19 protein-coding genes and 4 pseudogenes are annotated in these 25,097 nt (G+C 72.0%); 10 read left to right on the top strand and 13 right to left on the bottom strand.

Annotation, left to right across the window (positions count from 1 at the left end; translation table 11 throughout):
• Positions 1-10: 10 nt before the first annotated feature.
• The 5 genes from RV983_RS10660 to RV983_RS10680 form a co-directional block, all read right to left on the bottom strand.
• Positions 11-1,792 carry an HAD-IA family hydrolase gene (locus RV983_RS10660; protein WP_475985558.1) on the bottom strand — a complete coding sequence of 594 codons (1,782 nt, stop codon included), beginning with the start codon at positions 1,790-1,792 and terminating at the stop codon, positions 11-13.
• A gap of 86 nt (positions 1,793-1,878) precedes the next feature.
• On the bottom strand, positions 1,879-2,982 hold the full coding sequence (locus tag RV983_RS10665) for an ABC transporter ATP-binding protein (RefSeq protein ID WP_475985559.1): 1,104 nt from the start codon (positions 2,980-2,982) through the stop codon (positions 1,879-1,881).
• 8 nt (positions 2,983-2,990) lie between these two features.
• Complete coding sequence (locus RV983_RS10670) at positions 2,991-3,827, bottom strand: ABC transporter permease (RefSeq protein ID WP_475985560.1); 837 nt, start codon at positions 3,825-3,827, stop codon at positions 2,991-2,993.
• Positions 3,815-4,708, bottom strand: coding sequence for an ABC transporter permease (locus tag RV983_RS10675; RefSeq protein WP_475990281.1), 894 nt, complete (start codon positions 4,706-4,708; stop codon positions 3,815-3,817). The genes RV983_RS10670 and RV983_RS10675 overlap by 13 nt, the downstream gene beginning before the upstream one ends.
• An 8-nt stretch (positions 4,709-4,716) precedes the next feature.
• Complete coding sequence (locus RV983_RS10680) at positions 4,717-5,868, bottom strand: ABC transporter substrate-binding protein (RefSeq protein WP_475985561.1); 1,152 nt, start codon at positions 5,866-5,868, stop codon at positions 4,717-4,719.
• 271 nt (positions 5,869-6,139) lie between these two features.
• Here RV983_RS10680 and RV983_RS10685 point away from each other — a divergent pair, with 271 nt between their 5' ends.
• A complete protein-coding gene (locus RV983_RS10685) occupies positions 6,140-6,907 on the top strand; it encodes a GntR family transcriptional regulator (protein WP_475985562.1) in 768 nt (255 codons plus the stop codon).
• On the opposite strand, the gene RV983_RS10690 is transcribed toward RV983_RS10685, so the two are convergent.
• Positions 6,882-8,270 (bottom strand): sensor histidine kinase, encoded by a 1,389-nt coding sequence (locus tag RV983_RS10690; protein ID WP_475985563.1) that lies wholly within the window; start codon positions 8,268-8,270, stop codon positions 6,882-6,884. The genes RV983_RS10685 and RV983_RS10690 overlap by 26 nt on opposite strands.
• A 12-nt stretch (positions 8,271-8,282) precedes the next feature.
• A complete protein-coding gene (locus tag RV983_RS10695) occupies positions 8,283-8,996 on the bottom strand; it encodes a response regulator transcription factor (RefSeq protein ID WP_475985564.1) in 714 nt (237 codons plus the stop codon).
• A 302-nt stretch (positions 8,997-9,298) separates the two neighbouring features.
• Between RV983_RS10695 and RV983_RS10700 the strand changes: the two genes are divergently transcribed.
• The 5 genes and pseudogenes from RV983_RS10700 to RV983_RS10720 all read left to right on the top strand — a co-directional run bounded on the left by RV983_RS10700 (position 9,299) and on the right by RV983_RS10720 (position 14,408).
• Positions 9,299-10,075, top strand: coding sequence for an amino acid ABC transporter ATP-binding protein (locus RV983_RS10700; RefSeq protein WP_475985565.1), 777 nt, complete (start codon positions 9,299-9,301; stop codon positions 10,073-10,075).
• Between the two features lie 26 nt (positions 10,076-10,101).
• Positions 10,102-11,019, top strand: coding sequence for a glutamate ABC transporter substrate-binding protein (locus tag RV983_RS10705; protein ID WP_475985566.1), 918 nt, complete (start codon positions 10,102-10,104; stop codon positions 11,017-11,019).
• A gap of 136 nt (positions 11,020-11,155) precedes the next feature.
• Positions 11,156-11,802 (top strand): annotated as a pseudogene (locus RV983_RS10710) (amino acid ABC transporter permease).
• Positions 11,799-12,647: an amino acid ABC transporter permease gene (locus tag RV983_RS10715; RefSeq protein ID WP_475985567.1), complete on the top strand. Its 849-nt coding sequence runs from the start codon at positions 11,799-11,801 to the stop codon at positions 12,645-12,647. The pseudogene RV983_RS10710 and the gene RV983_RS10715 overlap by 4 nt, the downstream one beginning before the upstream one ends.
• Before the next feature lie 105 nt (positions 12,648-12,752).
• Positions 12,753-14,408 carry an FAD-dependent monooxygenase gene (locus tag RV983_RS10720; protein WP_475985568.1) on the top strand — a complete coding sequence of 552 codons (1,656 nt, stop codon included), beginning with the start codon at positions 12,753-12,755 and terminating at the stop codon, positions 14,406-14,408.
• Positions 14,409-14,471: 63 nt separating this feature from the next.
• Here the strand turns inward: RV983_RS10720 and rny are convergent, their stop codons facing one another.
• The 6 genes and pseudogenes from rny to RV983_RS10750 form a co-directional block, all read right to left on the bottom strand.
• Entirely contained in the window at positions 14,472-15,965 is a 1,494-nt protein-coding gene (gene rny / locus RV983_RS10725) for a ribonuclease Y (RefSeq protein WP_475985569.1), read from the bottom strand.
• A gap of 93 nt (positions 15,966-16,058) precedes the next feature.
• Positions 16,059-16,736, bottom strand: a pseudogene (recX, locus tag RV983_RS10730) (recombination regulator RecX); the annotation flags it as partial.
• Entirely contained in the window at positions 16,628-17,776 is a 1,149-nt protein-coding gene (recA, locus tag RV983_RS10735; RefSeq protein WP_475985570.1) for a recombinase RecA, read from the bottom strand. The pseudogene recX and the gene recA, both read right to left, overlap by 109 nt.
• Positions 17,777-17,945: 169 nt before the next feature.
• A complete protein-coding gene (locus tag RV983_RS10740; RefSeq protein WP_475990282.1) occupies positions 17,946-19,148 on the bottom strand; it encodes an AI-2E family transporter in 1,203 nt (400 codons plus the stop codon).
• 123 nt (positions 19,149-19,271) lie between these two features.
• Complete coding sequence (locus tag RV983_RS10745) at positions 19,272-19,466, bottom strand: DUF3046 domain-containing protein (RefSeq protein WP_475985571.1); 195 nt, start codon at positions 19,464-19,466, stop codon at positions 19,272-19,274.
• Positions 19,467-19,555: 89 nt separating this feature from the next.
• Positions 19,556-19,819, bottom strand: a complete 264-nt coding sequence (locus RV983_RS10750) for a hypothetical protein (protein ID WP_475985572.1) — start codon at positions 19,817-19,819, stop codon at positions 19,556-19,558.
• A gap of 253 nt (positions 19,820-20,072) precedes the next feature.
• Here RV983_RS10750 and RV983_RS10755 point away from each other — a divergent pair.
• The 4 genes and pseudogenes from RV983_RS10755 to RV983_RS10770 form a co-directional block, all read left to right on the top strand.
• A pseudogene (locus RV983_RS10755) lies at positions 20,073-20,245 on the top strand (hypothetical protein); the annotation flags it as partial.
• Positions 20,231-20,983, top strand: a complete 753-nt coding sequence (locus RV983_RS10760) for a DUF1707 SHOCT-like domain-containing protein (RefSeq protein WP_475990283.1) — start codon at positions 20,231-20,233, stop codon at positions 20,981-20,983. The pseudogene RV983_RS10755 and the gene RV983_RS10760, both read left to right, overlap by 15 nt.
• 322 nt (positions 20,984-21,305) lie before the next feature.
• Positions 21,306-22,592, top strand: a complete 1,287-nt coding sequence (locus RV983_RS10765) for a PP2C family protein-serine/threonine phosphatase (protein WP_475985573.1) — start codon at positions 21,306-21,308, stop codon at positions 22,590-22,592.
• A gap of 618 nt (positions 22,593-23,210) precedes the next feature.
• Positions 23,211-25,095 (top strand): annotated as a pseudogene (locus RV983_RS10770) (Na+/H+ antiporter NhaA).
• Positions 25,096-25,097: the final 2 nt, after the last annotated feature.

The following is a 25,097-nucleotide window of genomic DNA, read 5'->3' on the forward strand; positions in this document are numbered from 1 at the left end:
CCCGCGGGCCTCAGCGCAGCGCGAAGGTCGTGACGACGGCGGCGTGGTCGGAGGGCCACGCGTTGCCCGCGACGCCGGGCTCGGGGAGGGGGTCGCCGGTGACGAGCGTCGTGGAGTCCAGGACCTCCAGCCCGCTGCCCGCGTAGAGCACGAAGTCGATCCGGTCCTGCGGTTCGGGATCGGGGTTCACCGGCGACCAGGTGGTGCCCGGGTCGCGCACCGGGTCGGGGTGGGCGTCGCGGTAGGAGTCGCGCAGTCCCGCCGCCTCGGCCTCCAGGGTGACCGGCCAGGCCACCGGGCCGCGACCGCCGTGCAGAGGGGCGGCCTCGGCGGTCCAGTCCAGGTGGGACGGGACGTTGAAGTCCCCGACCAGCAGCACCGGGGTGGTGTCGCGGGCGCCGAGGTCGCCGGCCATGGCGCCCAGGATGTGCCGGATCTCGCCGAGGCGGCCCGAGGATGCCTCGCGCTCCGCCAGCACCTCGACCGGCAGCCGGTCGTGGAGGGCGTCGTAGGGGCCGTAGGGCGTGTAGTTCAGGTGCGCGCTCCACAGCGTGACGTCGCGGTCCGCGTCGAGGCGGACGGTCGCGCCGAGGCCGCCGTAGAACGACGTCGCGGGCAGGCCGTGGCGGGAGACGATCGGATAGCGGCTGATCACGCCGAGGTTGTCGCCCGCCTGGTGGTAGTCCCAGCCGAGCGCCTCGGCCAGTTCCTTGGCGGAGTGGGTGAGCGTCTCCTGGAGGCCGACGACATCGGCGTCCGCGTCCAGCAGGACGCGCAGCTGCTTGTCGCGGTGGTCGTCGACCATGGTGCCGCCGAGCCACAGGTTCCACGTCATGACGCGCAGCCGGCGCACCAGGGGCTCGCCGGCCGCGGCGACCGGCACCCGGACGGTGACGGAGGCGGTGCGCCCGGTGTCGTCGGTGGCGGTGACGGTGACCTCGGCCTCGCCGGGCGCGTCGGGTGTGCCGGCCACGGTTCCGTCGGCGGAGACCTCGGCCCAGGCGGGGCCGGCGCTCCTGGTGTACGTCACGGGGGCGCCGCGCAGCAGCCCGGCCACGGTGGCGCGGAAGGGCTCACCGACGCGGGCGGCGCGTGTGGTGAAGGCGGGTACCAGGAAGGACGGTTCACGGCGGACCAGGTCCCGCAGCACCGTGACGCCGGCCCTCTCCAGGCTGTCCAGCACCATGCGCCCGGGACCGGGCGCGATCGGTGCCAGGGAAGGCACGGCGAGCACCCGGCAGCCCGCGGCCTCGGCGGAGGCCACGCCGGTGGGGGTGTCCTCGACGGCGACACAGGAAGCCGGGTCGACGCCCAGGGCGCGGGCCGCGGCGAGGTAGGGGTCGGGGGCGGGCTTGGTGCGCTCGGTGTCGTCGGCGGTGAAGGAGACCGCGAAGCGGTCGCGGCCGAGGACGTCGAGGACCATGTCCACGACCTCACGGGACGAGGCCGACACCAGCGCGATGGGGACGGCGTGCCGGGCCAGTTCGTCGAGCAGTTCGATCGCTCCGGGGCGCGGCACGGTACGGACCCGGACCCGGGTCGCGAACTCGTGGTGCAGGACGGCGGCCAGCTCATCGGCGCGGGTCGCCGTCCCGGTCGTGCTCACCAGATGTGCGGCGGTGTGCTCGACGGCCTGACCGAGGACCTCGGTCACGTCGGCGTCGCCGAGCACGTGCCCCAACCCGGCGGCCACCTGCTCGACCGCCTGCCACCACAGCTCCTCGGTGTCGACGAGCGTGCCGTCCATGTCGAACAGGACAGCCTTGAGCGGGTGGGTCGGTGGGTGGGTCACGGGGCTCTCTTTCAACGGGGTGTGGGGGGATGGGCGGTGCGGTCGGGGTCAGGCGGCGCGGTCGGGGTCAGGCGGTGCGGTCGGGGTCAGGCGGCGCGCGGAGCCACCAGGACGGGGCGGTCGGGCAGGGTCAGGGAGACGGTCGCGCCGGGCGGCAGCACGGCGGCGTCGATGCTGGGCAGGTCGGCCTTGACGTCGGTGCCGTCGGACAGCCGTACGGTCACCCGGGTCACCGCGCCGAGGAAGGCCGTCGCCACGACGTGCGCGTCGCCGGTGGGGTCGGCGGCCACGTTCACCGCCTCGGGACGCACCAGTACGTCGACCTCACGGCCGCCGGAACCCTCGGGGGTACCGCTCTCGGCGGGCAGCCGGCGGCCCAGGACCTCGACGTACCCGTCGTCGGCCAGGTGGCCGGGGATCCGGCTGTTGGTGCCGACGAACTCGGCGACGAAGGCGGTCGCCGGGCGGTCGTACAGCTCGGCGGGGGCGGCGCACTGCTCCAGCCGGCCGGCGTTCATGACGGCGACGCGGTCGGCCATGGACAGCGCCTCCTCCTGGTCGTGCGTCACGAACAGGGTGGTGATGCCGAGTTCCAGCTGCAGGCGGCGGATCTCCTCGCGGAGGTTGGTGCGCACCTTGGCGTCCAGGGCGCTCAGCGGCTCGTCCAGGAGCAGGACGCGCGGCCGCAGCGCCAGCGCGCGGGCGAGGGCCACGCGCTGCTGCTGACCGCCGGAGAGCTGGTGCGGGAAGCGGTCGGCGTGGCTCGGCAGACCGACGAGCTCCAGCAGTTCGGCGGCGCGCCTGCGGCGCTCGGCGGCGCCGACCTTGCGCATGCGCAGCCCGAAGGCGACGTTGTCGACGGAACTGAGGTGCGGGAAAAGGCTGTAGGACTGGAAGACCATGCCGGCGTCGCGGCGGTGCGCCGGGGTCGAGGTGACGTCCTTGCCGTCGACCAGGACCTGGCCGGAGTCGGGGTGCTCGAAGCCCGCGAGCATGCGCAGCGCGGTGGTCTTGCCGCAACCGGACGGGCCCAGCAGGGCGACCAGTTCGCCGGGCTGCACGGTCAGGTCCAGCCCGTCCAGGGCGGTGGTGGTGCCGAAGGTCCGGCGCAGCGAGCGGAATTCGACGGTGGCGCCGCCGGCGGCGCGCGACACGGCGTCGGTGGGCGGGGCAGGGACGGTGTCGGTCATGGTGTCGGTCACTCCTGGGAGGCGGTGCGTGTCGAGGAACGGCGTCCGCTGAACGCGGTCAGGGCCAGCAGCAGCGCCCAGGTGACGAGCAGGCTGAGCACCGAGACGGCGACGGACAACTGGGCCTGCGAACCGCTGGCGGTGACGATCCACACGGCGAAGGGCTGGAAGCCGAGCAGCGAGGCGACGGTGAACTCGCCGAGCACGAGCGCGAGGGTGAGGAACGAGGCGTTCAGCAGCGCCCCGCGCAGGTTCGGGAGCACCGTGCTGATCAGGGCGCGCGGGTAACTCGCCCCGCAGGAGCGGGCGGCCTCCACCAGGGTGCGCACGTCGATGGCCCGCAGGCCCGCGTCGAGCGCCCGGTAGACGAACGGCAGCGCCATCACCACGTCCGTGAGGACCAGCACCACGGGGAAGTCCGGGTTCTGGACGGCCACGAACGTCTGGAACAGGGGCGTGCTGGACAGGTACTCCGGCCCCCAGCCCAGCACCGTGCGGACACCGGCGACCAGGGCGATCGGCGGCACGACCAGCGGCAGCGAGCAGACCACCTCGATCACCGGGCGCAGCCGGGGCGCCGACAGCCGCAGCGCCACCATGGCGGGCACCATGAGGAGCAGGACCACGAGCACGGTGGCCAAGGCCAGCTCGAGGGAGAGCAGCAGGCTGGTGGTGAAACCCTCGGCCTTGAAGATCTGCCCGTAGGCGTCGAGGGTGAAGCCCTGGCCGGGGACGTCCACGGTGAAGATCACCGAGGCGGCCAGCGGTACCAGGAAGTAGATCGCGGCGAAAGCGAGGACGACGCCCCGCCAGGGCCGCAGCCGTGCGGTGGTCACACGAGCCATCGCGCGCTCCGTCGTTGCAGGGGCAGATAGATCGCCATGACCAGGCCGGCGACGACGACCATGTCGAGACTGAGGGCCAGGCCGACGTTCTCCTGGCCGACCAGCACATTGCCGGAGATGGCGTCGGCGATCTGCAGGGGCACCAGCGGCACCGAGCTGCCGACCATCGCGGCGGCGGTGGCGTACGCGGCGAAGGCGCTGCCGAAGAGCAGCACGAAGCCCCCGAGCAGTGAGGGGGCCAGCACGGGCAGCGCCACGTGCCGCCAGTACTGGACACCGGTGGCGCCGTTGTTCTGCGCGGCCTCACGCCACTGGACCCGCAGGCCGTCCAGCGCGGGGGTCACGGTGAGCACCATCAGCGGGATGAGGAAGTACAGGTAGACGATCACCAGGCCCCAGAAGCTGTAGAGGTTCCAGCCCTTGTCGGCGAGGCCCAGCCGACGCGTGAGGATGCCCGAGTTGCCGAGGGTGGCGACGAAGGCGAAGGCGAGCGGCACGCCGCCGAAGTTGGCGAGCACGCCGGAGGCGGTCAGAACGGCCTCGCGCAGCGCGCGGAAGCGCGAGGTGACCACGGCCTGCGCGAGCAGCAGCCCGCAGACGGTACCGATCGCCGCGGAGAGCGCGGACAGCTTGACGCTGCCCCACAGGGCGGTCAGGTAGGCACCCTGCAGGGAGTGCGTCAGGTTGGCCGTGGTGTACGAGGAGGCCCCGGTGGCGGGGTCCTTGACGGTGAAGGCGCCGTTCAGCATGGCCAGGGCGGGGGCCCCGAAACTGATCGCCACGAAGACGAGCAGCGGGGCCACCGCGAGCCAGCCGGCGGGGCGCCGCCGCGCCGGGGACTTCTCCCCGGCGTCGGCGACGGGCGCGACGGTGGCGGTCATGAGGTCGGTCATCCGGTGACGGCCTTGGCCCAGCCCTGGGCGAGGACGTCCTTGGCCTTGGCCTGCTGGTCCTCGGTCGGGAAGGACGGCGTGCCGCTGACCGGGGGAAGCTTGGCGGCCGAGTCCTTGTCCAGGGTGCCGGCCGTCTCCATGGCGGGCATCAGGACGGGGCGGGCGAAGCCCTTCAGCCACAGGTTCTGGCCCTCGGCGCTGTAGAGGTACTCCTGCCACAGGCGCGCGGCCGCGGGGTGCGGGGCGTCCTTGTTGATCGCCTGGGAGTAGTACTGGGCGTACTTGCCGTCCTCGGGGATGACGACCTTCCAGTCCAGGCCCTTGCTGGCGAACTCCTGGTTGTAGCCGGCGTTCAGGTAGTCCCAGTCGATGGAGATGGGCGTCTCGCCCTTCTCGACGGTGGCCGGGGTGGACTCGACGGGCGTGTAGTTGCCGTTCTTCTTCAGCTTGGCGAAGAAGTCCAGGCCGGCCTGGATGTCGTCGAAGGAGCCGCCGTTGGCCAGGGCCGCCGCGTAGACGCCGCCGAAGGCGGAGCCGGACTTGGTCGGGTTGCCGTTCATGGCGACCTGGCCCTTGTACTCGGGCTTCAGCAGGTCGGCGAAGGACGTCGGGCAGGCCTTGACGCGCTTGGCGTCGCAGCCGATGGAGACGTAGCCGCCGTAGTCGTTGTACCAGCGGGCCTGTGCGTCCTTCTGGGCCGCCGGGATGTCGTCGAAGGAGGCGACCTTGTAGGAGGCGAAGAGGCCCTGCTGGGCACCGCTGAGGGCGAAGGAGCTGCCGAGGTCCAGGACGTCGGGGGCGCGGTCCTGGCCCTTGCGGGAGGTGACGGCGTTGATCTCGTCCTGGCTGGCGGCGTCGGGAGTCTCGTCGTTGATCTTGATCCCGTACTTCTTGGTGAAGCCGTCGATCAGCTCGCCGTAGTTGGCCCAGTCACGGGGCAGGGCGATCGCGTTGAGCGTGCCCTCCTTCTTGGCGGCGGCCACGAGGGCGTCCATGCCGCCGAACTCCTCGGCGGAGGTCGCGGTGGCGGCGCTCTTGCCGTCGGCGGAGGTCTGGGAGGAGGGGGCGGAGCCACAGGCGCTGAGGGCCAGCGCGGTCAGAGCAAGACCGGCGGCGACGGATGCCGCCTTCGGGAGGGACGAGGGCACGGAACTCTCCTGGGTAGGGGTGTCGGGTCCTGGGGAACGGACCGGCATCACTTGTTTGAACAAGTCGACCCCAGTAGGCCCGGCATCCATGTCCTTTCCGTTAACACGACGAGAACCCCGGACAGCGGCCGAAGGACAGTACGCCGCCTGTGGCAACCGATCTGCGTCATCAGCAAGTTGACCGATGCCCATGCGGACGGACACGGTCCGGCTCGTCTACGCTGACCCTTGTTGTGCGCAGACGGCGGGCGAATGAACGGAAGGGGACGCGGTGGCGGCGCGGCACGAGGAGATCGCCGAGGAGTTGCGGCGGGCTATAGACGACGAGCAGTACACAGTCGGTGCCCTGCTGCCCCCGGAGACCGAACTGGCCGCCCGCCACGCCGTCTCGCGCGGCACGGTGCGGCAGGCGATCGCGGCGCTCACCGCAGAGGGCCTGATCGGCTCCCGGCAGGGCGCGCGGCGCGTCGTCCTGGCCAGCCGGCGCAGCCAGAGCTTCGCGGAACTGCGCAGCTTCGCCCAGTGGGCCCGCGCCATGGGCCGCGCCGCCTCCGGCGAGGTGGTCTCCTCCGAGACCCGGCCGGCCGGCGCGGAGGACGCCGCGCGCCTGCACCTGCGCACGGGCACCGACGTGCTGTACGTGCTGCGCGTACGCGGTCTGGACGGCGAGCACGTCCTGGTCGAGCGCACGGTGTACGCGGACTGGATCGCCCCGGCGGTGCGGCGCATAGAGCCGGACTGCCTGTCGGTGACCCAGCGGCTGTACGACGACACCGGCCTGGTCTTCGCCTACGGCGAGCACCTGATCGACGCCGTCGCGGCCGGCACCAGGGACGCCGAACTGCTCGGCGTGCGGCGCGGCAGCCCGCTGCTGCGGGTGCGGCGGGTGACGACGACGCAGAAGGGCCGCCCGGTCGAGTGGTCGGACGACCGCTACCGCTCGGACGCCGTCAACTTCAGCATCCACAACTCCATAGGGTCCAACCCGCTGGCCCGTCAGGCCGGTCCGGGCCTCAGGGAGCCGCTCTCGGCACGGTGAGCGTCACGCGCAGCCCGTGCGGCTCGTTCGGGGCGTAGGAGATGCCGCCGCCGCCCTGGGTGAGCAGGACCCGCGCGATGGACAGGCCCAGACCCGAGCCGTCCACGTTCTGGTGGCGCGGGCTGCGCCAGAACCGGTCGCCGATCCGGGCGAGTTCGTCCCCGTTCAGCCCTGGGCCGCCGTCCGCCACGGTGATCTCGACCCGGCCGGGACGGGTCGCCACGACGGTTCCGACCCGCACCCGTTCACCTTGTGGGGTGAACTTCAGCGCGTTGTCGATGACGGCGTCCAGCGCGCTGGACAGCGCGAGCCGGTCCGCCCACCCGGTGGCCGCCGCGAGACCGTCGTAGGACAGCTCCACACCCTCGCGGTCGGCGACGGGCCGCCAGGCCTCGACGCGCTCCGCGGTGAGGGCGGCGACGTCGGCGAGGGCGAGGTGGGCCTCGGCGTGCTCGGCGGTGGCCAGGCCCAGCAGGTCGTCCAGGACGGAGGCCAGACGCTTGCCCTCGTCCTGGACCGAGGCGATCTCCTCGTGGCCCTCGGGGAGTTCCAGGCCGAGCAGTTCGATCCGCAGCAGCAGCGCGGACAGCGGGTTCCGCAGCTGGTGCGAGGCGTCGGCGACGAAGGCCCGCTGCTGGTCGAGCACTTCCTCGACGTTGTCGGCCATCTCGTTGAAGGAGCGGGCCAGCCGGCGCAGTTCGGGCGGCCCCCCGGCGGCCGCGACGCGGGACTTCATACGCCCGGTGGCGATGTCGTGGGTGACCCGGTCGAGCACCCGGACCGGGCGCAGCACCCATCCGGTCAGCCGGAAGGCGGCCATCACGGCGACCCCCATGGCGGCGAGTTCACCGGCGGCCAGCAGCAGCCAGCCGTGCAGGATCCGCGAGCGCATCGCACCGGTCGGCGAGTCGGTGAGCACGACGGCGACGACGTCGCCGTCCCGGACCACCGGGGAGGCGACCGGCAGCCGGCGGTGCTGCCAGGGCCAGATCTGCCGGGGGTCGTGGCTGCGGCGCCCGGCCAGCGCCTCGCGGTACGCGGTCCTGGCCTCACCGCCCTCGGGCAGTCGCCAGCCGGCGGGTGCGGAGGCGATCGGCTGCCCGTCGCGGCCGAAGACGCCGGCCCGGATCCCGTACACCTGCTGGTACTGCAGCAGGTCAGCCTTGAGCGTGCCCTCCCGCTCACCGCCGGTGTCGGTGTTGACGTACTGGGCGAGCGCGGCGAAGCGCGCGGTGTCGTCGATGCGGTCCACGACGACCCGCTGCTGCTGGGCGGCGGCCAGGCTGGCGGCGAGCGGGAAGCCGAGCGCCAGCAGCACACCCGCCATGAGGACGATGAGCAGAGGGAGCAGCCGGGTGCGCACCGCGCGGTTCCCTTAGGAGGACGGCACGACGAGCCGGTAGCCGACCCCGCGCACGGTCTCGATCAGGGACGGCAGGCGCAGCTTGGAACGCAGCGACGCCACGTGCACCTCGAGGGTGCGCCCGGTCCCCTCCCAGCTCGTCCGCCACACCTCGCTGATGATCTGCTCGCGGCGGAACACCACACCGGGCCGCTGCGCGAGCATCGCCAGCAGGTCGAACTCCTTGCGCGTGAGCGCCACCGGCTCCTCGCCGACGGTCACCTTGCGGGTGGCCGGCTCCAGGCAGACCGGCCCCAGCCGGATCGGGCCGCCGCCGTCGGCGGTCTCGCCGCGCTCTTTCTCGACAGCGGGCGCCTCCTGCGCCTTGCGGCGGCACACGGCGTGGATGCGGGCGAGCAGCTCTCCGGTGTCGTACGGCTTCACCACGTAGTCGTCGGCCCCGAGATTGAGGCCGTGGATGCGGGAGCGCACGTCGGCGCGCGCCGTGACCATGATCACGGGGATGGCGGTGCGCAGCCGGATCCTGCTGCACACCTCGAAGCCGTCCTGGTCGGGCAGGCCGAGGTCGAGCAGCACCACGTCGTAGGCCGGACCGTGGTCCGGCAGGAGGGCGTGCAGGGCCTCCTCGCCGCTGCGGGCGTGGGTGACCTGGAGCCCGTGCTTGCCGAGCACGGCGGACAGCGCGGCGGCGACCCGGTGGTCGTCCTCCACGAGCAGCAGCCTCATCCGTTCACCTCCCGGCGACGGGCCTTCACGTTCCGGCAATGATGACCCACCCCCGCATCCACGCGGATCGGCGATGCGCGCGTCAAGCGGCTCCGGGGGCAACGGCCCGACTGTTACGGAGCCGGTACGCTCCACCGGCCGGAGCGCTCACCCAGAGTGCAGGAATTGTGTCCATCGGTAATCGGATCGTGATGCTCAAGTTCCCCTCAGATCGGGTGACTCGGTTCCCCCGATGTCAATAGGGTCGATCTTCAAGGTCTGGTCAACCGATGAGTCAACCGACGAGGATGGAGCACACGCCGATGACGGAGGTTCCGGTGACCGAGGACGTCACGGCCACGGCCGACGCCCTGGTCGTGCTGGAGAACGTGAACAAGCACTTCGGCGCTCTGCACGTGCTCCAGGACATCAACCTGACCATCGGACGCGGTGAGGTCGTGGTCGTCATCGGCCCGTCCGGGTCCGGCAAGTCGACCCTGTGCCGCGCCGTCAACCGGCTGGAGACGATCGACACCGGCCGCATCACGATCGACGGCAAGCCGCTGCCCGCGGAGGGCAAGGAGCTCGCCCGGCTGCGCGCCGATGTCGGCATGGTGTTCCAGTCCTTCAACCTCTTCGCGCACAAGACCGTGCTCCAGAACGTCACGCTCGGGCAGGTCAAGGTCCGCAAGACCGACAAGAAGGACGCCGAGGAACGTGCCCGCACCCTGCTGGACCGGGTGGGCGTGGGCAGCCAGGCGGACAAGTACCCGGCCCAGCTCTCCGGCGGCCAGCAGCAGCGCGTCGCCATCGCCCGCGCACTGGCGATGGAGCCCAAGGTGATGCTCTTCGACGAGCCGACCTCGGCGCTGGACCCGGAGATGATCAACGAGGTGCTGGAGGTCATGCAGCAGCTCGCCCGCGACGGAATGACGATGGTCGTCGTCACCCACGAGATGGGCTTCGCGCGGTCCGCCGCCAACCGGGTGGTCTTCATGGCCGACGGCCGGATCGTCGAGCAGGCGACGCCGGACCAGTTCTTCAGCAATCCCCGGAGCGACCGGGCCAAGGACTTCCTTTCGAAGATCCTCCACCACTGAGGTTTGCCGACCTAAGGATGATGACGATGAGGTTCCGTACCACCGCCGCCGCCGGACTCGCCGTCCTGGCACTGACCGCGACCGCCACCGCGTGCGGCAAGGAGGGCTCACCCTCCTCCAGCGCGCCGTCGAGCGGCTCCAGCAGCGCCGCCGCCGCCGAACTGCCCTCGTACACCGTCAAGACCGGTGTGGACCTGGCCGGGTCCAAGACCTGGGACCGGATCAAGAAGGACGGCAAGCTCGTCATCGGCGTCAAGGCGGACCAGCCGAACCTGGGCTACCAGGACCCGGGCAGCAAGAAGTACTCCGGCTTCGACATCGAGATCGCCAAGATGGTCGCCGCCGACCTCGGCTTCGACGAGAGCAAGATCGAGTTCAAGACGATCCAGTCGGCCAACCGCGAGACCGCCATCTCCGGCGGCCAGGTCGACTACTACGTCGGCACCTACACGATCAACGACGAGCGCAAGAAGCAGATCTCCTTCGCCGGCCCGTACTTCGTCGCGGGCCAGGACCTCCTGGTCAAGAAGGGCGGCGGCATCAAGAGCACCGACGACCTCAAGGGCAAGAAGGTCTGCTCGGCCACCGGCTCCACCTCGATCCAGCGGATCAAGGACGGCGGCTACGGCGCCAAGACCGTCGAGTACGACTCCTACTCGCTGTGCGTGCAGAACCTCGCCTCCGGCCAGGTCGACGCGGTCACCACCGACGACGCCATCCTCAAGGGCTACGCCGCGCAGGACCCGGCCAACCTGGAGGTCATCGGCAAGCCGTTCTCCGAGGAGCCCTACGGCGTCGGCCTGCTCAAGGACGACACCGTCCTGCAGAAGGCGGTCACCGAGGCCCTGAAGAACCACGAGGACAACGGCGACTGGAAGAAGGCCTACGACGCCACGCTCGGCAAGTCCGGCGTGAGCGCGGAGATCCCCCAGCTCCAGTCCTGACCCCCCGCGCGCCGTACGGGACCCGGGGCCTTCCCCCGGGTCCCCTCCCTCCCCCGGCACAGCCCGAGCGTGATGCGCCGGCGGCCCGGTGCGGCCGCCGGCGCACCCCTTCCGGAGAATCGGTTTCGGAGAATCGATGAACGTACTGCTGGACAACTTCGCGCTCTTCCGCGAGGGGTTCCTCGGCACGGTCGAGCTGACCGCGCTCAGCGGGGCGATCGCCCTGGTGCTCGGGGTGGTCATGGCCGCGTTCCGGGTGTCCCCCGTGCCGCCACTGCGCTGGTTCGGCACGGTGTGGGTGACCCTGCTGCGGAACACCCCCTGACCCTGCTCTTCTTCGTCGCGGTGTTGGTGCTGCCCCGGCTGGGGCTGAACACCTGGAGCTTCTTCCAGCTCGCCGTGCTCGCCCTGAGCTGCTACACCTCGGCCTTCATCTGCGAGGCGGTGCGCTCGGGCATGAACACGGTGCCGCTGGGCCAGGCCGAGGCCGCCCGCAGCCTCGGGATGACCTTCACGCAGACCCTGCGGCTGATCATCCTGCCGCAGGCCACCCGCACCGTCGTGGCGCCGCTGGGCAGCCTGCTCATCGCACTCGCCAAGAACTCCGCGATCGCCGGCGGATTCAGCGTCTTCGAGCTGTTCACCGTCCAGAAGACGCTCGGCGAGAAGGGCTACAACATCTTCCTCAACTTCCTGTGGGTGGCGGTCGCGTACCTGATCATCACCTTCGCCATCAGCGCCGTCTTCCGGCTGCTCGAGTCCCGGCTGGCGGTGGCCCGATGAGCGCGAACGTCCTCTTCGACGCCCCCGGCCCGCGGGCCAGGATCCGCAACCGGGTCATCGGCGCGGTCGCCGCCCTGGCGATCCTCGCGCTGCTGTGGTTCGTCTACCGGCGGCTCGACGAGACCGGGCAGTTCGCCTCGTACCTGTGGGAGCCGTTCCAGTACGCCGACATCCAGCAGCGGATCCTCGACGGCCTGCTCGCCACGCTGAAGGCCTTCGCTCTGGCGGCGGTGCTCTCCCTGCTGCTGGGCGCGCTGCTGGCCACCGGCCGGCTCTCCGATCACGCGCCCGTGCGCTGGGTGGCCACCACCGTCGTGGAGTTCTTCCGCGCGATGCCGCTGCTCATCATGATCTTCGCGCTGTACGTGGGCGTCTTCACCTCCGCCCCGCTGTGGGCCCTGGTGATCGGCCTGACCCTCTACAACGGCTCCGTGCAGGCCGAGATCTTCCGGGCCGGCATCAACGCCGTGCCCAAGGGGCAGCGCGAGGCGGCGTACGCCATCGGACTGCGCAAGACCCAGGTCATGGTCTCCGTGCTGATCCCGCAGGCGGTGCGGGCGATGCTGCCCTCGATCATCAGCCAGGTGGTGGTCACCCTCAAGGACACCTCGCTCGGCTACATCATCACCTACGAGGAACTGCTCTACAGCGGCAAACTCGTCGCAACGAACAGCGCCGGATTCCCCTTCATCCCGATGATCATCGTGATCGGGCCGATCTACATCGCGATGTGTCTGGCCCTCAGCGCGCTCGCGAACTGGATCGAGCGACAGGGCCGCCGCAGCCGCAAGGGCGCCCCGCCCGGGGCCGGTGACATCAAGGCCGTGGAGGCCGCGGCGGAGTGACGGTGCGCCAGGCGCACCCCCCTCGGCCAGGTGTCGTCACTTGACGCACGCACGCGCAGTGGGTTGCATACGCAATGTGACTGCACATCTTCCCGGGACCGCACCGTGGACCCGGTGATCATCACGGGGGCGGGTCCGACCGGACTCGCCCTCGCTCTCTCCCTGGCGCGGCACGGCGTGCCGAGCATCGTTCTGGACGAGTACGACCACGCGCCCTCACCGGCCCCGGAGCGCACCGCCGTCCTGACACCGGAGACCGCCTCCCTGGTCGCCCGGCTCGGGCACACCCGTCTGTACCAGGACGGCGCGACGTGGACGGCCTGGCGGACGCTGCGGCGCCGCCAGGAGACCGCCCGCGTCGAGTTCGGCACCGAGGGGCACAGCGGCCAGGGCCCCTCCCCCCTGCACATCACCCAGGAACGGCTGGAGCACGGGCTGCGCGCCGCGATCGGCGCCCAGGCTCTGGCCCGGATCGTGCCCGGGGCGCACGCGGACGCCGTGGAGCAGGACGACTCCGGCGTCAGCGTGCGCACCCGGGGCGCCAACGGCACCTGGTGGCGCGGCAGTTACCTGATCGGCTGCGACGGACCGCGCTCCACGGTGCGCAAGCTGCTGGGGGTGCGCTTCCCCGGCCGCACCGCCGTCGACCGGCACGCGGTCGCCGCGCTGAAGGTGGCGCTGCCCGACGAGGGCGTGGCCCTGCTGCACCGCGAACCCCCGGGACCGGGTGCCGGGCCGGAGGTGACGGCGCGCCCGCTGCCGGACGGCGTGTGGCGCCTGGACTGGCTGCTGCCCGCACGCGGCGCGGACCTCACCTCCGACGAGCTGGTGTCCCGCGTCCGGGGCACCCTCACCGCCTGGTGCGGAAGCGTTCCGCCCTACGAACTGCTGGGTTCCGCCGAGTACCCGGTGCACCAGCGGCTCGCCCGGCGCTGGCGCGCGGGACGGGTCTTCCTCGCGGGCGACGCGGCCCACCTGACGGGCGCGCTCGGCGCCCAGAGCGTCGAGGAGGGCCTTCGGGACGCGGACAACCTCGGCTGGAAGCTGTCGCTGGCCTGGCACCACGGGGCCTCCGACACCCTGCTCGACAGCTACCAGGCCGAGCGGCGCAGCGCGGTCGGCGCCCGGCTGCGCGCCACCGACCAGGTGCTGCCGCTGCTGCGGGCCAACGGCGTCTGGCACACCGTGCGGCGCTCGGTGCTGTCCGGCTCCGCCCGGCGGTACGCCGAACTCCTCACCGACAGCCACATCGGACGCGGTCCCCTGGGTGCCTCGCCGGTCTACGCCCGGTCCCCGCTCGCCCTGCCGGCGCCGCGCGGCTCCGCCTCGCCCTCCGCGGGCGGCGCCGCCGACGCGCCGTCCCCGCTGATCGCCGCCTGTGCCACGCCACCCGGCGGCGCCGTGGCCGACGTACCCGTCACGGCCCTCGACGGCTCCCAGGGGCATCTGTACGAGCACCTGGGCCGCGATCTGCTGGTGGTCCTCGTCGCCCCCGGCACCGGCGTGTGGGAGAGCCGGCACTGGCTCACCGCGGGCCTCATGCCACGGCTCGCCAAGGCGGTCTCCGCCCTCCCCCAGCGGGCCGAACTTCTCGTCACGGACGCCTATCCGGGCTCCACGGCGCACAGCGTGCTGCTGATCCGACCCGACGGCCACCTTGTCACCGTGATGACCGGCTGCCGTCCGACGGAGCTCTACGCCTACGCCGACCTCGCCCGCGGCGGTCCTCCGTCGCCGGTCGAGGACCCCGTCCCGCACTGAGCGGCGGTCGCCGGTTCAGCGGATCAGCGGTTCATCCGTTCGCCGATTCACCGGTTCGCCCGTTCAGCGGGCGAACTCGGTGGCGCGGGACTCGCGGACGACGGTGATGCGGATCTGGCCGGGGTAGGTGAGTTCCTCCTCGACCTGCTTGGCCACGTCGCGGGCGATCACCTGGGCCTGGATGTCGTCGACGTCCTCGGGGCGCACCATCACGCGGACCTCGCGGCCGGCCTGCATGGCGAAGACCTTGACGACGCCTGCCTGCGCCGCGGCGATCTGTTCCAGGCGCTTGAGGCGGCGGACGTAGCTCTCCAGGGATTCGCGGCGGGCGCCGGGGCGGCCCCCGGAGATGGCGTCGGCGGCCTGGGTGAGGACGGCTTCGACGGTGCGGGGATCGACCTCGTTGTGATGGGCCTCGATGGCGTGGACGACGTCCTCGGACTCGCCGTGCCGGCGGGCGAGGTCCGCGCCGATGAGGGCGTGGCTGCCCTCGACCTCGTGCGTGAGGGCCTTGCCGATGTCGTGCAGCAAGGAACCGCGTTTGACCGAGGCGGGCTCGACGCCGAGTTCGGCAGCCATCATGCCGGCGATGTGCGCCGACTCCAGGAGATGGCCGAGCACGTTCTGCCCGTACGAGGTCCGGTAGCGCAGACGGCCGAGCAGGGTGACCAGCTCCGGGTGCATGTCGGTGATGCCGACCTCGGTCAGCGCGTCCTCCCCGTGCCGGACGCACAGCTGCTCCACCTCGGCGACCTTGCGCTCGTAGACCTCCTCGATGCGGTGCGGGTGGATGCGGCCGTCGGTGACCAGCGCGTCCAGCGCGAGGCGGGCGACTTCGCGGCGCACCGGGTCGAAGCAGGAGAGCAGCACCGCCTCGGGGGTGTCGTCGATGATCAGATTGACGCCGGTGATCGCCTCGAAGGCACGGATGTTGCGCCCCTCACGGCCGATGATGCGGCCCTTCATGTCGTCCCCGGGCAGCTGGAGCACGGAGACCACGGACTCGGCGGTCTGCTCGGTCGCCACCCGCTGGATCGCGGCGGCCACGATGCGCCGGGCCCGCTCCTCCCCCCGGTCGCGGGCGGCGCGCTCGATGTCCCGCACGATCAGGGCGGCTTCCCGCTTGGCCTGCTGCTCGACGGAGCGGACCAGGTCGCCGCGGGCCTCAGCCGAGGTGTAGAGGGCGACCCGCTCCAGAACGGCACGCCGCTCGTCCTCCAGCCGGTTCACCTCGGCGCGGCGGCGGTCCAGCTCGTCGCGTTCGTCCGCCAACTCGCGGCGGCGCCGGTGCAACTGCTCGGACTCGGCGTCGATGCGGGCCTCACGGTCGATGAGCCGCTTCTCGCGACGCTCCAAGTCGGCCCGGATCTCGCGGACTTCCTCCTTGGCGGTGGCCCGGATCTCCCGGGCCTCGCGCTCGGCGGCCGCACGGAGCCGTTCACGCTCCGCACGCAGCCTCAACAGCAGCGCGAACGCGATGACGGCGGCAACGACGACGACCGTGACGGAGACGGCCACGACAGTGAGTACGGATCCGGTCCCCAGCGCGATGCCCATGGCACCAACTCCCGTGTCTGCGAGGCCACGATCCCTCACCCGTTGTGAGGCTAAGTCGACTCAGAGGCACGGTCAAGGAACCTCAACGATGGTTCAGTCCGGCAGGCCGTACTCCAGTGCCTCCGGGTCGTCACCTTCCTCCTCCAGGGCACGGCGCACCACCCTCAGGGCGAGTCCCTCCGCGTATCCCTTGCGGGCGAGCATGCCGGCGAGCCGGCGGATGCGCTTCTCCCGGTCCAGACCGCGGGTGGCCCGCAGTTTGCGGTCGACAAGGGCGCGGGCCGTGGACTCCTCCTGCTCGGCGTCGAGCTGCCCGACGGCGTGGCCGATCGCCTCCGCGTCCACCCCCCGGGTGCGCAGCTCCTGGGCGAGGGCGCGCCGCGCAAGCCCCCGGCTGTGGTGCCGGGACTCCACCCATGCGTGGGCGAAGGCCTGGTCGTCGATGAGCCCCACGTCCTCGAACCGCTCCAGCACCTCTTCCGCCGCCTCCTCCGGGATGTCCCGGCGGTGCATGGCGTCCGCGAGTTGCTTGCGAGTGCGCGAAGTCCCCGTGAGCAGGCGCAGACAGAGCGCCCGCGCCTGCTCCACGGGGTCAAGTGGCGGCTCTTGCTCGGCCCTCGACGAGAAAGAGCCACCACGATCCTTGTGCCCGGATGTCACCGTCAGACCTTGACTGCCGCCGTGGCCTTGGTCGCCTTGGCGGCCTTGGCCGCCGGGGCCGCCGTCGCAGCAGCCGCGGCCGCCGGAGCGGGAGCGTCGCCCTCGGCCACCGCGGTGGGACCGGCGGCGTCGGGCTGCTCGCCCGGAGCCTCGGGCCGGACGCCGACGCCGAGCTTCTCCTTGATCTTCTTCTCGATCTCGTCGGCGAGGTCGGGGTTGTCGCGCAGGAAGTTGCGCGCGTTCTCCTTGCCCTGGCCGAGCTGGTCGCCCTCATAGGTGTACCAGGCACCGGACTTGCGGATGAAGCCGTGGTCCACGCCCATGTCGATCAGGCCGCCCTCACGGCTGATGCCCTGGCCGTAGAGGATGTCGAACTCGGCCTGCTTGAAGGGCGGCGCGACCTTGTTCTTCACGACCTTGACCCGGGTGCGGTTGCCGACCGCGTCGGTGCCGTCCTTCAGGGTCTCGATGCGGCGGATGTCCAGACGCACGGAGGCGTAGAACTTCAGCGCGCGGCCACCGGTGGTGGTCTCCGGCGAGCCGAACATGACGCCGACCTTCTCGCGGAGCTGGTTGATGAAGATCGCGGTGGTCTTGGAATGGTGGAGTGCACCGGTGATCTTGCGCAGCGCCTGGCTCATCAGACGGGCCTGGAGACCCACGTGGGAGTCACCCATCTCGCCCTCGATCTCGGCCCGCGGCACGAGGGCCGCCACGGAGTCGATCACGATGAGGTCCAGCGCGCCGGAGCGGATCAGCATGTCGGTGATCTCGAGAGCCTGCTCGCCGTTGTCCGGCTGGGAGAGCAGCAGCGAGTCCACGTCGACGCCGAGGCGCTTGGCATAGTCGGGGTCGAGGGCGTGCTCGGCGTCCACGAAGGCGACCTTGCCGCCGGCCCGCTGGGCGTTGGCCACCGCGTGCAGCGTCAGAGTCGTCTTGCCGGAGGACTCCGGGCCGTAGACCTCCACCACGCGGCCGCGCGGCAGGCCGCCGACGCCGAGCGCGACGTCCAGGGCGGTGGACCCCGTCGGGATGACCTCGATGGGCTCGTTCGGCCGGTCGCCGAGGCGCATGACGGCACCCTTGCCGAACTGCCGTTCAATCTGTGCGAGCGCGGCGTCGAGCGCCTTCTCGCGATCGGTTCCTGCCATGGGTTCCACCCTGGGTGTCTGAGTCGTTCGCTTCACGTCCAAGACGCTACTGCCTGCCACTGACAATGCGTCCCGGCGTCGCTCGGGCCTGTGGATAACTCCGTGAAAATCGGCCCGCCCCACTCATGAGAATGGATGTTCGATTTGCGTGTCAAGCGACACGCACGGCTCAGGCGCCACCGCCGCCGCCCCTGTCCCGGTCGACTCCGTCACTCCCGTTGTCCCGGTCGGCGCCGTCTCGGCCGTCTCGGCCGTCTCGGCCGTCACCGGCGCCCGGCCGCCGCCACGGCACCGGCGGCCATGACCACCGGATCCGCCGCGGCTGGGGCTCGTGGGCCCGCGGGTCGGTCACCGCGTACCGCTTCACGTACGCCCCGAGGAAGCCCTGCAGGGTCGCCGTCGCCGGGATCGCCACCAGCGCCCCGACGGCGCCGAGCAGCGCGGTGCCCACGATGACCGAGCCGAAGGCCACCGCCGGGTGGATGTCGACGGTGCGCGCGGTGATCCGCGGCTGCACCAAATAGTTCTCGAACTGCTGGTAGACCACGACGAACCCGAGCACCCACACCGCGTCCCACGGGTCCTGCGTGAACGCGATGAGCATCGGGAGCGCTCCGGCCAGGTAGGTGCCGACCGTCGGCACGAACTGCGAGACCACGCCGACCCACACCGCCAGCGCCGGGGCGTACGGGATGCCGAGGATCTGGAAGAGCACGTAGTGGGCGACCGCGGAGATCAGCGCCATCAGCGCCCGCGAGTAGAGGTAGCCGCCCGTCTTGGCGACGGCGATCTCCCAGGCGCGCAGCACCTCCGCCTGCCGGGCCGGCGGCAGCACCGAGCACACAGCCCGCCGCAGCCGGGGGCCGTCGGCTGCGAAGTAGAAGGTGAACAGGGTGATCGTCAGCACCTGGAAGACGCCGCCCAGGACGGTCGCCGACAGCCCCCAGACGTTGCCCGCCTGCTTCTGCACGTAATTGCGCAGCCAGTCGGAGTGCAGGACGTTCTGCTGCACCTTTCCCACGGACAGGTCGGTGCCGAAGGTGTGGTTGACCCACAGCACCACGTCGTCGACGTACTCCGGCAGGTTCCGGCCGATCGAGGTGATCTGGTCCACCAGCAGCGACCCCAGCAGCAGCACGAAGACACCGCCCAGGACCAGCACCACCAGGAAGACCAGCCCGGTCGCCAGCCCCCGGCGCATGCCGCGCGCGGCCATCCAGTCCACCGCGGGCTCGATCGCCAGGGCGGCGAAGAAGGCCAGCAGGATGTTCACCAGCAGGCCGATGACCTGGTGGAAAGCCCATTCTGCCAGCTGGAGGACGGCCAGCAGTGACACCGCCAGCACCATGGCCCGCGGCAGCCACCGGGGCATCCTCGGCGCCCCCGCCCCTTCCCCGGTACCCTCCCCCGGGTCCCTGAGCGGCCCGGTGGGCTCGGCGGGACCGGGGTACATCAGTTCGTCGCTTCCTGCCACGGGCACAGTCTCGCGCAGTCGTCAGCGCCGCGAGGCCGGTACGTCCATGGCGGCGCACACCGCGCGCCAGATGTCCTTCGCCGCCCAGCCCGCCTCCAGCGCCTGGTACACGGTCCGGCCACCCAGCTCGGACATGACGTGGTCACGCGCGAACGAGTCGGCATACGCATCGCCGAAGTGCGCGTGCATCCGCTCCCAGAACACCGTCAGCTTCATGCCGCCAGTATCCCGTGCCCCGCGGACGGACCACGGACGGGCCACAGACCGCCACGTGCGGAGGCCGTACCGACGACCGCGCCGTCGGTTCACCACGGCTCCCGCAGGGCCGCCTCGGGGCCGGGACCGAGGCCCTGGTCGAGGTAGTACGGGTTCTCCACGGCCATGCCGCTGAGCCACACCCTGGGGTGCGCCTTGGCCATGGGGACGATCAGGTCCCCGCCGAAGAATTCGAGGTCGTACATGCAGACGCCGACCTGCGGACAGGGCCTCAGCCAGGAGGTGGCGCGCGTCTCGTACTCGACCAGTTCACGGACGAAGCCCGGCCGCACCAGGGGGTACGCCCAGCTCATGTCCGCGGCGGTCCGCAGCAGCCGGGGACGGCGCTGCCCGCTCCGGTCACCGTCACCGTCACCGCCGAAGAGCTCGGCGACCCAGCTCCGCTTCGGCGAGGACTTCCGCCGCGTTCCCGAGGACTACGACGAGCGCGTGGGCGCGGGCGTGGGGGCCGGGGCGCGGGCCCGCGGCGGCGGCGCTGGCGCCACTCCTCGCCAGGTGTACATCACCCAGCGGCCGGCCGGGCTGCTGGACACCGCGGAGCACAAGGCCGAGCGGCTCAAGGACGAGTACGTCGAACTCAGCGGTGCCGCCCGCGAGCTGATCGCCGGCAGGGCTTCGATCCCGTCCACGGCGCCCGGCCGCTGCGCCGGTACCTCTCGCACGAGGTGGAGACACTGGTGGGCCGGGCCCTGATCCGCGGCGACGTGCAGGACGGCGCCCAGGAGGGCAACCTCGTCCGCTCGTCGGGACGGGAGGACAGCCGGCCGGTCGGCGGCCTGGCGCTGACCTCCCGGGCGTCCTGCCATAAGGTGCCGGTCATGAGCCATCCGACCCCGTGGGAACCCAAGAACCCCTTGGAGCAGCGGGCCTCGCACGAGGACCGCGACCGGATATCCGACGTCCTGCGGGTCGCCGCCGGGGACGGCCGGCTGAACCTGGACGAGCTCGAGGAACGGCTGGAGGCCTGCTACGCGGCCCGTACCTACGCCGACCTCGCCCCGCTGGTCGCCGACCTCCCCGGCCAGGACCTGGTGCGGCAGCCGCCGCAGCTGCCCCCGCCGAAGGACGTCGTGCAGACCCGGCGGGTGGGCGGGAACCTCCGCTGCGAGGGGGCCTGGCTGGTGCCGAAGAGGCTGGAGGCGGAGGTGCGCGGCGGCAACGTGGTCCTCGACTTCACCTCCGCCACGGTCTCCGAACCGGTCACCGAGGTCGACGTGACCCTGCGCGGCGGCAATCTGCGGCTGATCGTCCCCGCGGGCTACGACGTCGACGCCGCCGGGGTCGAGATCCGCGGCGGCTCCGTCGTGCACCGCCGCGGGGCGGACCAGCAGCAGGACACCCCGGTCGTGCACCGGATCGTCGTCACCGGCCGCATCGTCGGCGGCAGCGTGGTGGTCGTACCGCCCCGTCCCCCGCGCCGCCCGGGCCGGTTCCGCAGGATGCTGGGCCGCGGCTAGCCGACGAGCCGCCGGCGCGAGTCCGGCGGCGCCACCGTGACGCGCGCCCGAGGTCCCGTCCCGCTCCACGGACGGCCCGGCCTCCGAAGGCGGTGACGGGCCGGTCCCGTCCGGGCGGGACCGGACGGTCGTCGCCGGAGACAAGGCGATCCTCCGCGATCTCCGTCGGTACGGCCCGCTCCGGGGCCGCCGCCGCCGTGATCGTTCCGGCGACCGGGCAGCGTTCGGGCGTACATTCGACATATGGGACAGCCCACCGCCGGCGCGTGGCTGCCGGCCCGAAAAGCGGGGCTCCGGGTCCTCTGACGCCCATGGGACCGCGATGAGCAGCACCTTCTGGCGCCGTTTCCGGTGGCTCCCGCCGCAGCGGAGCGCCTCACCGGGTCCGCAGGCCGCGAGGTCCTGGCGGATGGCGGCCGTGCAGGGGCCCGGGCCGCTCGTGCTGGCACTGGTGATGATCGCCGGGCTCCTCATCGCCGGTTTCATCGTGCCGACGACGCAGCACCTCGCCTCGCTGATGGCCGTCGTCCCCGCGACGACGGCGGCGCTGGCGGGGCCCCGGCTGACCACGGTGATCGCTGGCCTGTCCTGCGTCGCCGCCTTCGTGCTGGACGTCCACGACGACCTCCTGGGCACCTCGATCCCCATCGTCCACCTGGCGGAGATCGCGCTCATCTCCGCGTTCGTCATCGCCTCGCGCAGCATCCGCGACCGCAGTGTGCGGGAGCTGACCGAAGTGCGGATCGTCTCCGACACCGTCCAGCGCGTGCTGCTCCGACCGCTGCCACCGCACGTGGGGCACCTGCGGATCCGGGCCACCTATCACGCCTCGCATCCGCACGCGCAGATCGGCGGCGACCTGTACGCGGTGGCCAGGAGCGCGGCCGGGGTGCGCATCCTCATCGGCGACGTCAGGGGCAAGGGCCTGCCGGCGGTCGAGGACGCGGAGGCGCTGCTGGGCGCGTTCCGCGCCGGCGCCCGCAGGGTGCAGTCGCTGCCGGAACTGATGGCCGAGCTGGAGTTCAGCGTGCGCAGCCACTTCGAGGAGGCGGGCCTTGCGGACGCCGACGCGGTGGAGCGCTTCATCACAGCCCTGCTCCTGGAGGTGCCGGACGAGGGCGACATGGTCCGCGTGGTCAACTGCGGCCATCCACCGCCGTACCTGGCCCATGGGTCGGACACCTTGCTGCTGGCGCCCGCGTCGTCGTCTCCCCCGCTCGGCCTGGGCAGCCTGAGCGCCGACGGCTACGTGGTGGACACGTTCCCCTTCTCCCGCCGGGCGACCCTGCTGCTCTACACCGACGGCGCGATCGAGGCCCGCAACTCCGACGGCCAGTTCTACGACCTCGGGGCGCACGTCGCCGCCTGGCCCGGCTCCCAGCCCGAGGACCTGCTCCGGCACGTGCTGGACGGCCTCTCCCACCACGTGGGAGGCGGCGGCCCCTTGGAGCTCAACGACGACATCGCGCTGATCGCCGTCCAGCACGGCGACGACCTGCCCGCCCCCGCCCGCGCACCGGCCGCCGAGGCCCTGGTGGCCGAGGGCCGCACGTCCTTCAGCGGTCCTGACGCCCGGGCGGTTCCTCCGCGGGGAACAGGACCGGGCTGATCAGATGCCGGGGCCGGTCCGGAGCCGGGGCCGGTCCGGAGCCGGGGCCGGTCCGGAGCCGGGGCCGGTCCGGAGCCGGGCCCTGCGCCGGCCGCGGGAGGAGGACGGCTCGCACGTCCTCGATCATCGCGGCGCGTTCGTCCTCGCCGAGCCGGACGGCGTGCTGTCGGTCGCCCACGGAGTCGGCGGCCGGGTCGGCCCCGGTCCCGCTCGAGGCAGGCGTTGGACTCGGCGAGCAGGGTGCCCACGGCCACCGCGAAGATCCGCCGGTGGTCGTGGCGGCTGACGGACGCGGCCCTCGCCGCGTCGGTGCCGCGCGGCACCCATCACGTCCTCGACGGCGCCGGGCACGGATGGGCTCCACGAGGAGCGCCCTGACACCGTGCTCGGGGCGGATCTCGGAGCTCCTGCGCCACGGGCCACGCACCCCGCTGAGCCGTACGGCCGCCGGTGTCGCGCTCGGTGAGCGGGCCGTGAGCGCCCGGTGAGCGAGCGGAGCCGGACGTCCGGCCGTTCCCCGGCCCGTCCCGGGGAACGGCCCCCGAGCCGTCCCGACCTGAAGGACGGGCCGCCGTCCATGGCACGTGCCAGGATGACCGGGTGAGTGCCTTCTCGTCCCTGCGGGCATCGGGGCAGACGCCGCGCAGTGCCGGCCCGACCGCGCCGCTGCTGCGGTTCCTGCGGACCGAGACGGCGAGCGCGGCCTATCTGCTCGCCGCCACGATCCTCGCCCTGGTCTGGGCGAACGTGGCGCCCGAGAACTACACCTCGGTCTGGCACACCCACCTGTCGCTGACCCTGGGGTCCCACGGGGTGTCCCTGGACCTGCGGGAGTGGGTCAACAGCGGCCTGATGACGCTGTTCTTCTTCATCGTGGGCCTGGAGACCCGGCGCGAGTTCGACCTCGGCGAATTCCGCGAGCGCATGCGGATCACCCTGCCGACGGCGGCGGGCCTGGCCGGGATGCTGGTGCCGCTGGCGATCTACCTCGCCATCACGCACGGCACGCACGGCGCGAGCGGCTGGGGAACCGTGATCTCCACGGACACCGCGTTCGCGCTGGGGATGTACGCCCTGGTGGGGCGGCGGCTGCCGGTCGCGACGCGGGCCTTCGTGCTGACGACCTCCGTGGTCGACGACTTCGTCGCGCTCGCCGTCATCGCGGTCGCCTACACCAGCGGGGTGTCCTGGCCGGCGCTTTTCGCCGCGGTCGGCATCTTCGTCGCGGGCACCTTGATCGGCAACTACGTGGTGAGCGCCTGCGGCGAGTGGCGCGGCGCCGGTTACGCGCTGACCGGCCTCGCCGTCTGGTTCGCGATGCTGGAGTCGGGTGTGGACCCGGTCGTGACGGGCCTGGCGCTGGGCCTCATGGCATGCGACTACCCGGCACGCGGCGAGGACCTGCGCCGGGCCAGTCTGCTCTACCTGCGTTTCCGGGAGCAGCCGACGCCCGGCCTGGAACGCTCGGCGCGCCGCGGCCTGGCGATGTCGGTGTCCTTGAACGCGCGCCTGCAGCAGCTGTTCCACCCCTGGACCAGCTATGTGATCGTCCCGGTGTTCGCCCTGGCCAACGCGGGCATCACCGTGAACGCCTCCCAGTTGTCGGCCGCCTTCACCTCCACCATCACCTTGGGCATCGTCGCCGCCTATGTGATCGGCAAGCCGCTCGGTATGGTGGGCGGCTCCGCGCTGACGACATGGCTGAGCCGGGGACGGCTGCGCCCGCCGGTCGGCTGGGGCGCGGTGACGGTCGGCGGGGCCATCTCCGGCATCGGCTTCACGATCGCCCTGCTCATCGCCAACCGGGCGTTCGCAGGGCAGCAACTCGCCGAGGCCAAGATCGGCATCCTCTGCGCCGTGGTCCTCGCCTTCGTCCTGACCTGGCTCGTCACCCTCGTACTGGCCCGGCTGCCCCGGGCCCTGCGGCGCCGGGCGCTGCTCGGCAGGGCGGAGCAACTGGAGGACCTGGCCGAACCCGTGGATCCCGAGCGGGACCACATCCGCGGCCCCCATGACGCCATGGTCACCGTCGTCGAGTACGGGGACTTCGAGTGCCCCTACTGCGGGGAGGCCGAGCCGGTCATCCGCGACCTGCTCGCGGACTTCGGCGACGTCCGGTACGTCTGGCGGCATCTGCCGCTCTCCGATGTGCACCCGAACGCCGTGACGGCCGCCCGCGCCGCGGAGGCCGCCGCGGTCCAGGAGCGCTTCTGGGAGATGTACGACCAGATCTTCGCCCACCCCCAGTCACTGGACGGCAAGGGCCTGGTCCGGCTCGCCGGCGCGATCGAACTCGACGTGGAACGCTTCCGCCGCGACCTGGACGCCCGCCCCGTCGCGCTGCGGGTCGCGGAGGACGCCGAGTGCCGACCTCAGCAACGTCTCGGGGACGCCCACCTTCTTCATCAACGGCCGCCGCCACTACGGCGCGTACGACATCGAGACGCTGTCGGCCGCGGTGCGCACCGCCCTGGAGCGCGCCAAGACACTCCGGCACTACTGAGG

Source organism: Streptomyces sp. RLA123, assembly GCF_056270165.1.

Bases quoted from the DNA above. Each gene is read 5' to 3' on its own strand.
- RV983_RS10665 (WP_475985559.1), bottom strand. From the start codon at position 2,982: ATGACCGACACCGTCCCTGCCCCGCCCACCGACGCCGTGTCGCGCGCC.
- RV983_RS10670 (WP_475985560.1), bottom strand. From the start codon at position 3,827: ATGGCTCGTGTGACCACCGCACGGCTGCGGCCCTGGCGGGGCGTCGTC.
- RV983_RS10675 (WP_475990281.1), bottom strand. From the start codon at position 4,708: ATGACCGCCACCGTCGCGCCCGTCGCCGACGCCGGGGAGAAGTCCCCG.
- RV983_RS10695 (WP_475985564.1), bottom strand. From the start codon at position 8,996: ATGAGGCTGCTGCTCGTGGAGGACGACCACCGGGTCGCCGCCGCGCTG.
- RV983_RS10700 (WP_475985565.1), top strand. From the start codon at position 9,299: ATGACGGAGGTTCCGGTGACCGAGGACGTCACGGCCACGGCCGACGCC.
- RV983_RS10705 (WP_475985566.1), top strand. From the start codon at position 10,102: ATGAGGTTCCGTACCACCGCCGCCGCCGGACTCGCCGTCCTGGCACTG.
- RV983_RS10715 (WP_475985567.1), top strand. From the start codon at position 11,799: ATGAGCGCGAACGTCCTCTTCGACGCCCCCGGCCCGCGGGCCAGGATC.
- rny (WP_475985569.1), bottom strand. From the start codon at position 15,965: ATGGGCATCGCGCTGGGGACCGGATCCGTACTCACTGTCGTGGCCGTC.
- recA (WP_475985570.1), bottom strand. From the start codon at position 17,776: ATGGCAGGAACCGATCGCGAGAAGGCGCTCGACGCCGCGCTCGCACAG.
- RV983_RS10740 (WP_475990282.1), bottom strand. From the start codon at position 19,148: ATGCCCCGGTGGCTGCCGCGGGCCATGGTGCTGGCGGTGTCACTGCTG.
- RV983_RS10745 (WP_475985571.1), bottom strand. From the start codon at position 19,466: ATGAAGCTGACGGTGTTCTGGGAGCGGATGCACGCGCACTTCGGCGAT.
- RV983_RS10750 (WP_475985572.1), bottom strand. From the start codon at position 19,819: ATGAGCTGGGCGTACCCCCTGGTGCGGCCGGGCTTCGTCCGTGAACTG.
- RV983_RS10765 (WP_475985573.1), top strand. From the start codon at position 21,306: ATGAGCAGCACCTTCTGGCGCCGTTTCCGGTGGCTCCCGCCGCAGCGG.